Source organism: Pseudomonas sp. FJ2-5-13, from assembly GCF_029201605.1.
GTDB lineage: Bacteria > Pseudomonadota > Gammaproteobacteria > Pseudomonadales > Pseudomonadaceae > Aquipseudomonas > Aquipseudomonas lactis.
In genome coordinates, this window is the sequence record NZ_CP104045.1 from 1,116,257 (window position 1) to 1,130,995 (window position 14,739).

The following is a 14,739-nucleotide window of genomic DNA, read 5'->3' on the forward strand; positions in this document are numbered from 1 at the left end:
ACACATGAACGGCGCATCGCTTCGTCATCAGCCCCCACAAGCACCGAGCCGCAAGCCGGTGCCACGGGGTGCAAGCCGAATGGTGGCTAAAGAGCCGATGTCTTCGCGCCTGCCAAAAGCCAACTTTGGTTTTATCAAGGCGCTGTTCTGGCCGGTGCTGCTGGTGGTGTTGGGCTTTGGTACGTACGAAGGCGCGCAGCGCCTGTTGCCGTATGCCGACCGGCCGATCACCAAGATCAGCGTGCAGGGCGACTTGAGCTACATCAGCCAGCAAGCGGTACAGCAGCGCATCGGCCCATACCTGGCGGCGAGCTTCTTTACCATCGACCTGGCGGGCATGCGCTCGGAGCTGGAACAGATGCCGTGGATCGCCCACGCCGAAGTTCGCCGTGTATGGCCGGACCAGGTGACGATCCGCCTGGAAGAACAACTGCCCGTGGCCCGTTGGGGCGATGAAGCGCTGTTGAACAACCAGGGCCAGGCGTTCACCCCGCGTGAGCTGGCCAACTATGAACACCTGCCGCAGCTGTTCGGGCCGCAGCGGGCGCAGCAGCAAGTGATGCAGCAGTACCAGGCCTTGAGCCAGATGCTGCGGCCACTGGGCTTCTCCATTGCACGCCTGGAATTGCGTGAGCGGGGCAGCTGGTTTTTGACGACCGGGGCAGGCAGTTCCGGCCCGGGCATCGAGTTGTTGCTGGGACGCGACCGCTTGGTGGAAAAGATGCGCCGCTTTATTGCCATCTATGAAAAAACCTTGAAAGAACAGATTACGAACATTGCGAGCGTCGACCTGCGTTACGCCAACGGCCTGGCCGTCGGCTGGCGTACACCGGCTGCGCCCACGGCAGCACAACCCGCTGTCGCGAAGAATTAAGAAGAGGCAGGACCCATGGCAAACGTGCAAAGCGGCAAAATGATCGTCGGTCTCGATATCGGCACCTCCAAGGTGGTGGCGCTGGTGGGCGAGGTCGGGGAAGACGGCGCGATCGAAATCGTCGGTATTGGCACGCATCCGTCCCGGGGCCTGAAGAAGGGCGTGGTGGTGAACATCGAGTCCACCGTGCAATCGATCCAGCGCGCCATCGAAGAAGCGCAGCTGATGGCCGGTTGCCGGATTCACTCGGCGTTCGTCGGCGTGGCCGGCAACCACATCCGCAGCCTGAACTCCCACGGCATCGTGGCGATCCGCGACCGTGAAGTCAGCTCGGCCGACCTTGAGCGCGTGCTCGACGCTGCCCAGGCCGTGGCGATCCCGGCGGACCAGCGCGTGCTGCACACCCTGCCGCAGGACTACGTGATCGACAACCAGGAAGGCGTGCGCGAGCCTCTGGGCATGTCGGGCGTGCGTCTGGAAGCCAAGGTCCACGTGGTGACCTGCGCCGTCAACGCCGCACAGAACATTGAAAAATGCGTGCGTCGCTGCGGCCTGGAAATCGACGACATCATTCTCGAGCAGTTGGCCTCGGCCTACTCGGTACTCACCGACGACGAAAAAGAGCTGGGCGTGTGCCTGGTGGACATCGGCGGCGGCACCACCGACATCGCGATCTTCACCGAGGGTGCGATCCGTCACACCGCGGTGATCCCGATTGCCGGCGACCAGGTCACCAACGACATCGCCATGGCGTTGCGCACACCGACCCAGTACGCCGAAGAAATCAAGATCCGCTACGCCTGCGCCCTGGCCAAGCTGGCCGGTGCCGGCGAGACCATCAAGGTGCCAAGCGTGGGTGACCGTCCACCGCGCGAGCTGTCGCGCCAGGCCCTGGCCGAAGTGGTCGAGCCACGTTACGACGAGCTGTTCACCCTGATCCAGGCTGAACTGCGCCGCAGCGGCTACGAAGATTTGATCCCGGCCGGCATCGTGCTGACCGGTGGCACCTCGAAGATGGAAGGCGCGGTCGAGTTGGCCGAAGAGATCTTCCACATGCCGGTGCGCCTGGGCGTGCCCCATGGCGTGAAGGGCCTGGGCGACGTGGTGCGCAACCCGATTTATTCCACCGGTGTGGGCTTGCTGTTGTACGGGCTGCAAAAGCAGACCGACGGCATTTCCCTGTCGGGCCCGAGCATCCGTGACAGCTACCGCAGCGATGACGAAGCGAAGGCGCCGTTGTTCGAGCGGCTGCAGGCTTGGGTAAAAGGCAATTTCTAAAGATTTACCGCGACACCGCAACACCCGCAACAAGCAGTAGGCGAAAAAACTAGAGAAAATGAAAGGAGAGGGAACATGTTCGAACTCGTAGACAATATCCCCGCTAGCCCGGTTATCAAAGTAATCGGTGTCGGCGGTGGCGGCGGCAACGCTGTCAACCACATGGTCAAGAGCAACATTGAAGGCGTTGAGTTCATCTGCGCCAACACTGATGCCCAGGCGCTCAAAAGCATCGGCGCGCGGACCATCCTGCAATTGGGCACCGCGGTGACCAAAGGCCTCGGCGCTGGCGCCAATCCGGAAGTCGGCCGTCAAGCCGCCCTGGAAGACCGCGAGCGTATTGCCGAAGTGCTGCAAGGCACCAACATGGTGTTCATCACCACCGGCATGGGCGGCGGTACCGGTACCGGTGCTGCACCAATCATTGCCGAAGTGGCCAAGGAAATGGGGATTCTGACCGTTGCTGTCGTGACGCGTCCGTTCCCGTTCGAAGGCCGCAAGCGCATGCAGATCGCCGACGAAGGTATCCGTCTGCTGTCTGAAAGCGTCGACTCGTTGATCACCATCCCCAACGAGAAACTGCTGACCATCCTGGGCAAGGATGCCAGTCTGCTGTCCGCCTTCGCCAAGGCTGACGATGTACTGGCCGGTGCCGTTCGCGGTATCTCCGACATCATCAAGCGCCCAGGCATGATCAACGTCGACTTTGCCGACGTACGTACGGTCATGAGCGAAATGGGCATGGCGATGATGGGCACTGGCTGCGCCAGCGGTCCGAACCGTGCACGCGAAGCCACCGAAGCGGCCATCCGCAACCCGTTGCTTGAAGACGTGAACCTGCAAGGTGCACGCGGCATCCTGGTGAACATCACCGCCGGTCCCGACCTGTCCCTGGGTGAGTACTCCGACGTGGGTAGCATCATCGAAGCCTTCGCTTCCGAGCACGCCATGGTCAAAGTCGGTACCGTTATCGATCCGGACATGCGCGATGAGCTGCATGTAACCGTGGTTGCTACCGGCCTGGGTGCGAAAATCGAGAAGCCTGTGAAGGTCATCGACAACACCCTGCACACCAGCCAGGCCAGCCAGGCTAATCAGGCAGCGGCCGCTGCAGCGCCTGCTCGCCAGGAACTGCCGTCGGTGAACTACCGTGACCTGGACCGTCCGACCGTGATGCGCAACCAGGCTCAGGCCGGTGCTGCGGCGTCCCGTAGCCCGAATCCGCAAGATGACCTGGACTACCTGGACATCCCGGCATTCCTGCGTCGTCAGGCCGATTAATGGAATGTATCAGGGCTATGAAGGTGATTGGTGTTCAGCAAAGGTCTGGTCTGCTATTATCGCCAGCCTTTGTTGATACCAGTTCGCAATTTGCGCTGAAGCGGTCCAAGCCATGATTAAACAACGCACCCTGAAGAATATTATTCGTGCCACAGGTGTAGGTCTGCACTCCGGGGAGAAGGTATACCTGACCCTCAAGCCTGCACCTGTCGACACCGGCATCGTGTTTGTGCGTGCCGACCTGGACCCTGTGGTGCAGATTCCTGCTCGCGCGGAAAACGTTGGCGAAACCACTATGTCGACCACATTGGTCAACGGTGACGTCAAAGTGGACACGGTGGAGCACTTGCTCTCGGCCATGGCTGGCCTGGGCATCGATAACGCCTACGTCGAGCTCTCCGCGTCCGAAGTCCCGATCATGGATGGCAGCGCTGGCCCCTTCGTATTCTTGATTCAATCTGCCGGCCTGGAAGAACAGGACGCAGCCAAGAAGTTCATTCGCATTCTGCGGGAAGTGACAGTAGAAGACGGCGACAAGCGCGCCACCTTCGTCCCGTTCGAAGGCTTTAAAGTGAGCTTTGAGATCGATTTCGATCACCCGGTATTCCGTGACCGCACCCAAAGTGCAAGCGTGGATTTTTCCAGCACTTCGTTCGTAAAAGAAGTCAGCCGCGCCCGTACCTTTGGTTTCATGAGTGACATCGAGTACCTGCGCAAGCACAACCTCGCACTCGGCGGTAGCGTGGAAAACGCCATTGTGGTCGACGCGGATGGTGTACTGAACGAAGACGGCCTTCGCTATGAAGACGAATTCGTGAAGCACAAGATCCTCGATGCAATCGGTGACCTCTACCTGCTGGGCAATAGCCTGATAGGCGAGTTCAAAGGCTTCAAGTCGGGCCACGCCCTTAACAACCAGTTGCTGCGCAAGTTGATTGAGCAGACAGACGCTTGGGAAGTCGTGACCTTCGAAGATGCCAGCACCGCACCGATCTCTTACATGCGTCCCGTTGCGGCGGTGTAAGTAACAACTCTCTTTCTTTAGTTTTGAAAGGCTGCCTTCGGGTGGCCTTTTTTTATGCCTGACGAATATCCAAATGTGGGAGCTGGCTTGCCTGCGATAGCGGCCTGCCAGTTAGCTTATAGGTAGCTGACCCACCGCCATCGCAGGCAAGCCAGCTCCCACAATGGACCTCATCAGCTTGAGGTCTTTGAACCATCCATTGTCCGGTTACGGCCGCTGTGCTTGGCCTGATACAACGCTTGGTCAGCCTTGAGCAGCAGGTCCTCAAGGGAAATACGGCTGTGCTTTTGCCAGGTACTCAGGCCGATGCTTACGGTGATCGGTTGCTTGTCCCCGGCCACTCTCGGCAAGTGCTGGACCCCCTCGCGGATATGCTCGGCGATCACCCACGCCCCCTTGGCGTCGGTATGGGGCAGCACCACCGCGAATTCTTCACCGCCGTAACGCGCCGCCAGGTCGGCAGGGCGGCGGATATGGCTGGCGATCACCTGCGCAACTACACGCAAGGCCTCATCGCCGCCCTGGTGACCATGACGGTCGTTGAAGGCCTTGAAGTGGTCCACATCGATCATCAGCACGCTCAACGACTCGGTTGAGCGTTGTGCCCGGTCCCATTCCAGCCGCAAGCGTGCGTCCAGGGTGCGGCGGTTGGCCAGGCCGGTAAGGGCGTCGGTGGCTGCCAGTTCTGACAGCACCTGCTCGGCGCGATGGCGACGGCGCAGCTCCATGCACAGCGCCCAGGTCAGCCATAACAGGCCCACGCACAACACTCCGGTCGCGATGCTGACCAACCACGCCGCACGCCGCCAGGGTGCGAACATTTCATCGCTGGACAAGGCCACTGCCACGATCAGCGGCAAGTCGCCCACATTAGAAAAGCTGTAGAGCCGTGCCTGGCGATCGACGCTGGAGATGCTTTGGAAGCTGCCGTCCCGTTCGCGCAGCATGCGCGCCACATTCGGGCGCTGGCTCAGGTCCTTATCGATGATGTCCACTTCCAGCAAAGGCTCTTGCGCGAGCAGGATGCCTTGGTGGTTGAGCAGGTTGATGGTGCTGTTGTTGCCGATGTTCAAGCTGCTGAACAACTGATGAAAGTACGACAGGCGCATGGAGGCGACCGCCACCCCCAGAAAACGCCCGTCCGCTGACGAAACGCGACGGCTGAACGCGATGCGCCAGGGGTCGTCACACTGACAGCGGGCCATGAACGGGCGGCTGATATACAAGCCCAGGTCGGGGTTGTTGCGGTGGGCCTGAAAATAGTCACGGTCGGCAAAGTTACCCAGCTTGGGCGTAAGCAGGGACGAATCGGCGATCACCTCGCCGGCCGGGTCCAACAGCAGGATATCGCCCTTGTAGGGCGCCGCAGCGGAACGATCGAACAGCACCAAATGACGGATGCTCTCTGAAACATCTTGCAGGTCGGTGCGCTCGGTGGCGCTGATCAAGCCTTTGAGGGCCATGTCGTAAAGTTCGACATTGCGCAGCACGTCAGCGTCGATCAATTGCGTGATGGTATTGGCGGTGCGCTTGGCCGTCTGCAGGGTGTTGGCATGTTCACGAATCAGCAGCGCAGTCACGACCCCCACGATCAGCAACACCGTGAGCGTGCTGCTCAGGATCAGCAGGCGCTCCGGGCGCGTAAGGCTTGAATTCATCGGGCACACTTTTGCGTTGAGAATGCCCTTAGCGTAGTAGCAACTTTTGAATATGGCTGTAGGAGCGAGCTTGCTCGCGAAAAAACTCACAGACGCCGCGTTTATTCAGGAAGCACGCGTTATCGTTAACGTTTTTCGCGAGCAAGCTCGCTGCTACCTGTATTCAGAACACGTTGATCGGGTAGTCCACGATCACGCGGTACTCATCCACATCGCGGTCCACCGCCGAGTAGCCATTGCTGCCGCGGTTGGTCGCCCATTGCAGGCGCACGGCCAAGTCCTTGGCCTTGCCGCCCTGCACCACATATTTCAGGTCGATATCGCGCTCCCAGTGCTTGGCGTCCTTGCCATCGGCGCTGTACCAGTTGCTGTATCCGCGACTGTTGGGGTCGACCTTGGTCAGGTCGGTCTTGCCGCTGATGTAGGACACGGCGGAGGTCAGGCCGGGCATGCCGAGGCCGGCAAAATCGTACGCGTACTTGAGCTTCCAGGAGCGCTCGTTGGGGCCGTTGAAATCCGAGTACTGCTGGGAGTTGTCCAGGTATACGCTGTCGCCCTGGGTGATGTAGTCGAACGGCGTGTTGCCATTGACCCGCTGATAAGTCGCCGTGACGCTGTGGTTGCCCACCCCCACGGTGAAATGCAGGCTGTAGGTGTTGTTGTCGATATCGCCCAGCAGCGATTGGCCGGTGTCCTGGGTGTGGTAGTAGTGCAGGCCGGGGGTCAGGCTGACCAGGTCGTTCAGGGCGTAGGTGTATTCCAGGTCGTAGTAATACTGGTGCCAGACGTCCTTAAGTTCGGAGGCGTACAGGTTGCTGGTCAGCCCCTCAATCGCGCTGAACGACACGCCAGCCCAGTCCAGGTGCTGGCTGTCGGTGTTGGCGGGCAGTGTGCCGTAGCTGGTGCCGATGCGCCGGTGGCCGCTCTGGTTGTAGAGCTTGGTGAAACTGGCCTGGCCGCCTTCGAACATCCAGCCGTCGAAGCTGTGGTTGGTCAGGCTCACGCCACGGAAGGTCTGCGGCAACATGCGCGTCATGCCGCCGGCGATCACCGGGTTGTTGAGGAACAGGTCGCCGGCTTTCAGTTCGGTGTCGAAGGCGCGCAGCTTCAAGGTGCCGCCGGCCGTCGAAAACGAACCCGGCGCCTTGCCGTTGCCGCTGCCATACGGAAGGATGCTGGAACCATCCGTACCGCCACCGCCGTCGAGCTTGAGGCCGAGCATGGCATTGACGTCCAGGCCGAAGCCGACGGTGCCCTGGGTGTAGCCGGATTCGAAGGTGCCGATAAAGCCCTGGCCCCATTCCTTGCTGTCATCGGTATGAATATCGCGCCGGTCGCGGTTCATGTAGTAGTTGCGGGTGTTGATCGTGAGATGGGAGCCGTCGACGAAACCGTCGTTGGGGGGAGTGTCTGCCGCGTGGGCCAGCGGGGCGATCGTTGCTGCAATCGCGAGGAATAACGGGGTGAACGTCAGCGAGTTCTTCACCGGTAAAGCTCCTTTGGTCAATCCATAACGGCCAGTGTCGTGAGGGTATGCCTGGCCTTTTTTTACGGCAAAAAAAAGCCGCTGAAAGTCAGCGGCTTTAAGACAGATTCCCAGTGTAGAGCCCTGGAAAAAAGTCGAGGGAAATTCGGGTAAGCGGGTCAGCTGTCTTTGCCGTCGCGCTCATCGATGCGTCAAAGTAACGCAGGCGAGCGGTGCGATACAGAGTGTAACAAGATAATAACTATTGCCCAAACCGCAACAGTGCGGATGTACCTCGATCTAAGTGTGGGAGCGGGCTTGCTCGCGAATTCGGTGTGTCAGTTACAGATATATTGACTGATACACCGAATTCGCGAGCAAGCCCGCTCCCACATTTGACTCAAGCGTCCTTACGATTTAGACCGGCAGGGTGATCCCAAACGTATTGCCACCGCCTTCACTGCGCACAAACACATCCCCCCCATGCATCAACGCAATCGCCTTGACGATGGCCAGCCCCAGCCCGTGATTGGCCCCGCTGTTGCTGCGCGAGGCATCCACTCGATAGAAGCGTTCGAACAGGCGTGGCAGGTGTTCGCTGGCAATGGCCTCGCCGGGGTTGGTCACGCCAATCGTCACCTGGTGTGCCTGCACTTGAATGTGCACGTCGATGACTTGCCCCGGCGCGGTGTGTTGCACGGCATTGCTCAGCAGGTTGATCAGTGCGCGCCGCAGGTGGGCTTTTTCGATCTGCACCACGGCATCGCCGTGCACGCGCACCTCAACCTGGGCGTCTTCGAGGATGAAGTCCAGGTAGTCGAGGGTGGTGGCCACTTCATCGGCCAGGGCGCTTTCGATCAGCTTGGTGGCCTTGCTGCCTTGGTCGGCGCTGGCGAGGAACAGCATGTCATTGATGATCGAGCGCAGCCGTTCCAGCTCTTCCAGGTTCGATTGCAGCACCTCGAAATAGTGCTCTGCCGAACGGCCGCGAGTGAGAGCCACCTGGGTCTGGCCGATCAAATTGGTGAGCGGCGAACGCAGTTCGTGGGCGACGTCGGCGTTGAACGATTCCAGGCGCGAATACGCCTGTTCGACCCGGTCGAGGGTGGCGTTGAACGAATTGACGAATTGGCTCAGTTCCGGCGGCAAGGGCGACAATTGCAGGCGCCCGGAGAGTTTCGGCGGCGCAAGTTTTTGCGCCTCATCCGAGAGTTTGCCCAGGGGCTTGAGGCCGATACGCGCGACCCAGAACCCCAACAGCGCCGCCAGTATGACGCCCACCAATGCCAGGCTGATCAACGCCACCAGCAAGTGATGCTGGGTGGCGCGGAAGTTCTCCGTGTCGATGGCAATCATGAAGCGCAGCGCTGGGCGCTGGTCCTTGGCGGCAAACTGGCTGACCAGTACCTTGAACGGATAATCGTGACCGGGCAAGCGCAGGTCGCGTTTGCCCGTGGGGCCTTCGGCAAAGGCGCGAATTTGCGCATCCGGCTCACCGTATTCGTAGCTCGGGTCGCTGCTGACCACCCAGAAACGGATGCGCTTGTCTTCTTCGCCCAACAGCTTGAGCTTGGACCTGATCTTGGCCCAATGCTCCGGCGTGCCGAAGCGATTGATCGACGACTCCAGCACGCTGTAGCGCGCATCCAGCTCGGCCCCCGGCAACAACCCCAGGCCTCGGTCGACCTGCTGGTACAGCGCGCCGCCGATCAACAGGAAGATCAGCAGCGCCACCAGGGTGAACATGCCGCTCAGGCGCAGGGCGATGGAATTAGCGACCACTGTGGTTTTCCTGCAGGCGGTTCTCCAGCACATAACCCATGCCGCGAATGGTGTGCAGCAGCTTGTGTTCGAACGGCCCATCGAGTTTGGCGCGCAGGCGCTTGATCGCCACTTCCACCACGTTGGCATCGCTGTCGAAATTGATGTCCCAGACCATCTCGGCAATCGCGGTCTTGGACAGGATCTCACCCTGGCGCCGCGCCAATACGCTGAGCAGCGAGAACTCCTTGGCGGTCAGGTCCAGGCGCAGGCCGTTGCGGCTGGCTTTGCGGCTGATCAGGTCGATCCACAGGTCTGCGACGGTGACTTGCACCGGTTCATGGCCGCCGCTGCGACGGGTCAGGGCTTGCAGGCGGGCCACCAGTTCCAGGAACGAAAACGGTTTGCCCAGATAATCGTCGGCGCCTTCGCGCAGGCCGCGGATGCGGTCTTCCACGCGCTCGCGCGCGGTGAGCATGATCACCGGCGTCTGCTTGCGGGCGCGTAAGGCGCGCAATACACCGAAGCCATCCAGGCCGGGCAGCATCACGTCGAGGACGATCACCGCGTAATCGTTTTCCAGCGCCAGGTGCAGGCCCTCGATGCCTTCACGGGCCACATCGACGGTGTAGCCTTGCTCGGTCAGGCCGCGGTGCAAGTAGTCCGCGGTTTTTTCTTCATCTTCAATAATCAGGACGCGCATGACCGCCTCAGTGTGTGGTCGCCAGCGCCAGCGCTGGTTTGGGCCTGTGGAAAAAACGTTCAAGGTACAAGTATATGACCGGCGTGGTGAACAGCGTCAGCGCCTGGCTCACCAGCAAGCCACCGACCACCGCGATGCCCAGCGGCTGGCGCAGTTCCGCCCCAGGGCCTGCGCCGAGCATCAACGGCACCGCGCCGAGCAACGCGGCAAGGGTGGTCATGATGATCGGCCGGAACCGCGTGACGCAGGCTTCATAAATCGCATCCTCCGGCGGTAACCCCCGCACACGTTGCGCCTCCAGGGCGAAGTCGATCATCAAGATACCGTTTTTCTTCACGATGCCGATCAGCAGCACCAGGCCGATCAAGGCCATGATCGAAAAATCCTGGCCCAGCAGCCACAGCATGATCAGCGCACCGAGGCCCGCCGAGGGCAGGGTGGAAATGATCGTCAGCGGGTGCACAAAACTCTCATACAGCACGCCCAGGATAATGTAGACCGCCACCAGCGCCGCGAGGATCAGCCAGGGTTGGCTGGCCAGCGAGCTCTGGAACGCCTGGGCCGCGCCCTGGAAGTTGCCGATGATCGTACTCGGCATCCCGATTTCGTTCTTGGCCTGGTCGAGCATAATCACCGCGTCGCCCAGGGCCACTCCGGGCGCGAGGTTGAACGACAGGTTGGCAGCAGGGAACATGCCGTCATGGCTGATGGACAACGGCCCGACTGTTGGCGGGTCGACTTTGGCCAAGGCCGATAGCGGCACCATTTCATTGGTCAATGGCGAGCGCAGGTAAAAATAGTCGAGGCTTTCGGCCTTGCCGCGCTGTTGGCTGTCCAGTTCGAGTATCACTTGGTACTGGTTGATCTCGGTCTGGAACTCGTTGATCTGGCGCTGGCCGAAGGCGTCGTACAGCGCCTGGTCGACATCGGTGGCGGTCAGGCCGAAGCGCGCGGCGGCCTGGCGGTCAATGCTGATGTGGGTGATGCTGCCGCCCAGTTGCAGGTCGTTGGACAGGTCGCGAAACGCCGGGTTGGCGCGCAGTTTTTCGGTGAGGCGTTGGGTCCAGGTGTTCAGCGTCGGGCCGTCGTTGCTCTTGAGCACATATTGGTACTGGGCGCGGCTGGGGCCGGAGCTCAGGTTGATGTCCTGGCCGGCGCGCAGGTAGAGCACGATGCCCGGCACCTTCGCCAGTTGCGGGCGGATGCGGTCGATGAACTGGCTGGCGGACACATCGCGCTCACTGCGGTCTTTCAAGGCGATCCAGAAGCGGCCGTTGGCGATGGTCTGGTTGCTGCCGGTGACGCCGACTGAATGAGAAAACGCCTGCACCGCCGGGTCGGCCTTGACGATCTCGGCCAGGGCCTTGTGCTTGGCGACCATGTCCTTGTACGACACATCGGCCGCCGCTTCGCTGGTGCCGAGCACGAAACCGGTGTCTTGCACCGGGAAGAACCCCTTGGGGATGAACACATAGCCGACCACCGCCAGCGCCAGGGTTACCACGAAGATCGCGGCCATGCTGCGTTGGTGCGCCAGGGCACGGCGAAGGTTGTGCGCATAGCCGGCCAGCAGGCGTTCGCTGAAGGTGGGTTTGGCGTGGGCACGGTGGGTAGGGGCACGCATGAACAAGGCGGCCAGCGTCGGTGCCAACGTCAGCGACACCACCACTGAAATCAGAATGGTCGCGGTGGCCGTCAATGCAAACTCCTTGAACAACCGCCCGACCACGCCGCCCATGAACAGCAGCGGAATAAACGCCGCCACCAGCGAGAAGCTGATGGACACCACGGTAAAGCCAATTTCGCCGGAGCCCTTGATCGCTGCTTCGCGCTTGCCCAGGCCGGCTTCCAAGTGCCGATGAATGTTCTCCACCACCACAATCGCATCGTCCACCACAAAGCCCACGGCGATCACGATGGCCACCAGGGTCAGGTTGTTCAGGCTGAACCCCATCACATACATCAGGGCGAAACTCGCCACCAGCGAGACACCCAGCACCGCAGACACAATCAGCGTCGCCGACAGTTGGCGCAGGAACAACGCCATCACCGCCACCACCAGCAGGATGGCGATCAGCAGGGTCATTTCCACTTCATGCAGTGAGGCGCGGATGGTCTTGGTACGGTCGGTCAACACGCTGACCTGCACCGAGGCCGGCAACATGCCTTGCAGGCGCGGCAGCTCGGCCTGGATGCGGTCGACGGTGTCGACGATGTTGGCGCCGGGCTGGCGCGAAATCACCAGGTTCACCCCGGGCGTATCGCCGGACCAGGCTTGCACGTAGGCGTTTTCCGAACCGTTGATGACGTTGGCGATATCGCGCAGTTGAACCGGCGCACCGTCCTTGTAGGAAACGATCAGTTGGCCGTATTCCTCCGGGTGGAACAGCTGATCGTTGGTCGACAGGGTGGACACGCTGTTCTCGCCATAGATCGCGCCCTTGGCCAGGTTGAGGCTCGACTGCTGGATGGCCAGGCGTATATCGGCGAGGGTCAGGCCGATGGCCGCGAGCTTGTCGGGGGACGCCTGCACGCGAATCGCCGGGCGTTGCTGGCCGGTGATGTTGATCTGGCCGACGCCGTCGATCTGGCTGATCTGGCGCGCCAGCAGGGTTTCCACGTAGTCGCTCAGCTCGGTGCTGGGCATGCTGCTGGAACTGACGCTGAGGATCAGCACCGGGCTGTCTGCCGGGTTGACCTTCCTCCAGGTGGGCAAGCTCGGCATGTCGCTGGGCAGCTTGCCGGACGCGGTGTTGATCGCGGCCTGCACTTCCTGGGCGGCGGTGTCGATGCTTTTTTCCAGGGTGAACTGCAGGGTCAAGAGGCTGGAGCCCAAGGCGCTGCTGGAGGTCATCTGTGTCATGCCGGGGATGGCACTGAACTGCACCTCCAGGGGCGTGGCCACCGAGGAGGCCATGGTGTCCGGGCTGGCGCCGGGCAGTTGCGCGGTGACCTGAATCGTCGGGAATTCCGCTTCCGGCAGTGGCGCGACGGCCAGGTTGGGGAAGGCAATAATTCCGAGCAACACCAGGGCGAAGGTCAGCAGCAGGGTGGCGACTGGGTGATCAACGCACCAGGCCGAGGGCGACCGGCTGGCGCTCATGGTTGCACCTGGGCGTTGGCGGTGTGGATCACTTGCGGCGGCTCCTTGAGCACTTCCACCTGCGCACCGGCCTTGAGGCGCGATTGCCCATCGCTGACCAGCACATCGCCGGCCTGCACGCCTTTGATGATATTGATGTCGCTGTTCTGGTAGGCGACCTGCACCGGCACCACCTCGACTTTGTCAGCGCTTACGCGGTACACAAAATGTGAGTCCAGGCCGCGCTGCACCACGGTCGGCGGTACCACCAGGGCGTTCTTGTCGAGGGCCGTCTGGATCTTGATGGTCACCAATTGCCCGGGCCATAGCTTATGCGCCGGGTTGCTGAACTCGGCCTTGGCCCGCAGGGTGCCGGTGGTGGAGCTGATCTGGTTGTCGATCAGGCTCAGGTGGCCTTCGCCGAGCAGGTCGCCGGTCTGGCCATCGGTGGCGGCGCCCAGGTAGGCGTCGACGGTGGCCCGGGTGGGGGCGGCGATCAGGCCCTGCAACGTTGGCAGCATCTGCTGTGGCAAGGAAAACTCAACGGCAATCGGGTCGAGCTGAGTGACGGTAAACAGCCCCTGGGTATCGCTCATGCGCAGGAAGTTGCCTTCGTCCACATTGCGGATGCCCACGCGGCCGCTGACCGGAGAGCGGATCTGGGTATAGGAAAGTTGTACTTGAGCCGCATCAATGGCCGCTTGATTACCTTGCGCCGTGGCCTTGAGCTGGTTGACCAGCGCCTGTTGCTGGTCATAGGTCTGTTTCGACACGCCGTCGTCGACGCTCAGCGCTTTGTAGCGCTTGAGGTTGACCAATGCCACTTGCAACTGCGCCTGGCTTTCACCGAGTTGCGCCCTGGCCTGGTCGAGGTTGGCGCGGATCGAGCGGTCGTCAATGGTGGCCAGCAGGTCGCCGGCCTTCACCGATTGGCCTTCCTTGACCAGCAGTTGGGTGAGAATGCCGTCGATCTGCGGGCGAATCACCACGCTGTGCAATGACAACACCGAGCCGATGCCGCTGACAAACCGAGGCACATCCTGTTGCGTCACGCTCACCACCCGCACAGGAATGGCGGTAGGCGCTGCCAGGCGGGTCTTGGCCGGCCGGGTTAACGCCCAGGCTGCAACGGCCAGTATCAGGAGAGCACCCAGCATCAGGGCCACGTTTCGTTTGATCTGCATAGGAGGACGCCGGCGCAAACAACAAGTTGGAGTTCGGAACGTCCTTTATAGCGCTGTCCCGCCGTCAGCACGGTGACGGCAAACTGACAGCCGTGACAGTTAGGCCATGTGAGCTTGTCGCTTGAAGTTACTGCTGACCACTCAGGCCCCGTATACTCGCGCTTTTACACCTATTAGCTGTGCCGGAGCCCTTATGACTTCCCCAACCCAACCCGCTGTCGACGCGGCCGACCTCGTCGATCCGGCCACCGCCGACGGCGTTGAAAAAGCCGAGATCCCGGCGTTCAAGTTCCCTTTCAACCCAGGTGAACTGGCTGGCGCCAAGCATGCCAGCCAGCCTTGGTACAAAGGCGGCGCCAAGAACGGCCATACCAAGACGCCAGGCATGGCGCCGCCGGGCACTCGCCGCTCGATGGGTAAACGCTGAGA

The 14,739-nt window shown here is 61.3% G+C and carries 11 protein-coding genes; 5 read left to right on the top strand and 6 right to left on the bottom strand.

From position 1 onward, the window contains the following. Positions 1-4 precede the first annotated feature (4 nt). The 4 genes from N2A98_RS04975 to lpxC all read left to right on the top strand — a co-directional run bounded on the left by N2A98_RS04975 (position 5) and on the right by lpxC (position 4,457). Positions 5-874 (top strand): cell division protein FtsQ/DivIB, encoded by an 870-nt coding sequence (locus N2A98_RS04975; protein WP_032893516.1) that lies wholly within the window; start codon positions 5-7, stop codon positions 872-874. Positions 875-889: 15 nt separating this feature from the next. After that, complete coding sequence (gene ftsA / locus N2A98_RS04980; protein ID WP_003188682.1) at positions 890-2,152, top strand: cell division protein FtsA; 1,263 nt, start codon at positions 890-892, stop codon at positions 2,150-2,152. Between the two features lie 75 nt (positions 2,153-2,227). After that, a complete protein-coding gene (gene ftsZ / locus N2A98_RS04985; RefSeq protein WP_044271940.1) occupies positions 2,228-3,433 on the top strand; it encodes a cell division protein FtsZ in 1,206 nt (401 codons plus the stop codon). Between the two features lie 112 nt (positions 3,434-3,545). Then, positions 3,546-4,457 (top strand): UDP-3-O-acyl-N-acetylglucosamine deacetylase, encoded by a 912-nt coding sequence (gene lpxC, locus N2A98_RS04990; protein WP_003171886.1) that lies wholly within the window; start codon positions 3,546-3,548, stop codon positions 4,455-4,457. A 173-nt stretch (positions 4,458-4,630) separates the two neighbouring features. On the opposite strand, the gene N2A98_RS04995 is transcribed toward lpxC, so the two are convergent. From N2A98_RS04995 to N2A98_RS05020, 6 genes are all read right to left on the bottom strand, one after another. Next, positions 4,631-6,115 carry a sensor domain-containing diguanylate cyclase gene (locus tag N2A98_RS04995; RefSeq protein WP_275623087.1) on the bottom strand — a complete coding sequence of 495 codons (1,485 nt, stop codon included), beginning with the start codon at positions 6,113-6,115 and terminating at the stop codon, positions 4,631-4,633. Between the two features lie 163 nt (positions 6,116-6,278). Beyond that, the gene (locus tag N2A98_RS05000) at positions 6,279-7,601 is read right to left on the bottom strand and encodes an OprD family porin (protein WP_044271946.1); all 1,323 of its coding nucleotides are present in this window, start codon (positions 7,599-7,601) and stop codon (positions 6,279-6,281) included. Between the two features lie 396 nt (positions 7,602-7,997). Then, complete coding sequence (locus N2A98_RS05005) at positions 7,998-9,362, bottom strand: heavy metal sensor histidine kinase (protein ID WP_044271949.1); 1,365 nt, start codon at positions 9,360-9,362, stop codon at positions 7,998-8,000. Continuing rightward, positions 9,352-10,044, bottom strand: coding sequence for a heavy metal response regulator transcription factor (locus tag N2A98_RS05010; protein ID WP_044271950.1), 693 nt, complete (start codon positions 10,042-10,044; stop codon positions 9,352-9,354). Before N2A98_RS05010 ends, N2A98_RS05005 begins: the two co-directional genes overlap by 11 nt. Positions 10,045-10,051: 7 nt before the next feature. Further along, positions 10,052-13,147 (bottom strand): multidrug efflux RND transporter permease subunit, encoded by a 3,096-nt coding sequence (locus N2A98_RS05015; RefSeq protein WP_275623088.1) that lies wholly within the window; start codon positions 13,145-13,147, stop codon positions 10,052-10,054. Next, positions 13,144-14,310 (bottom strand): efflux RND transporter periplasmic adaptor subunit, encoded by a 1,167-nt coding sequence (locus N2A98_RS05020; RefSeq protein ID WP_275623089.1) that lies wholly within the window; start codon positions 14,308-14,310, stop codon positions 13,144-13,146. Before N2A98_RS05020 ends, N2A98_RS05015 begins: the two co-directional genes overlap by 4 nt. Positions 14,311-14,503: 193 nt before the next feature. Here N2A98_RS05020 and N2A98_RS05025 point away from each other — a divergent pair, with 193 nt between their 5' ends. Next, on the top strand, positions 14,504-14,737 hold the full coding sequence (locus N2A98_RS05025; RefSeq protein WP_044271955.1) for a hypothetical protein: 234 nt from the start codon (positions 14,504-14,506) through the stop codon (positions 14,735-14,737). Positions 14,738-14,739: the final 2 nt, after the last annotated feature.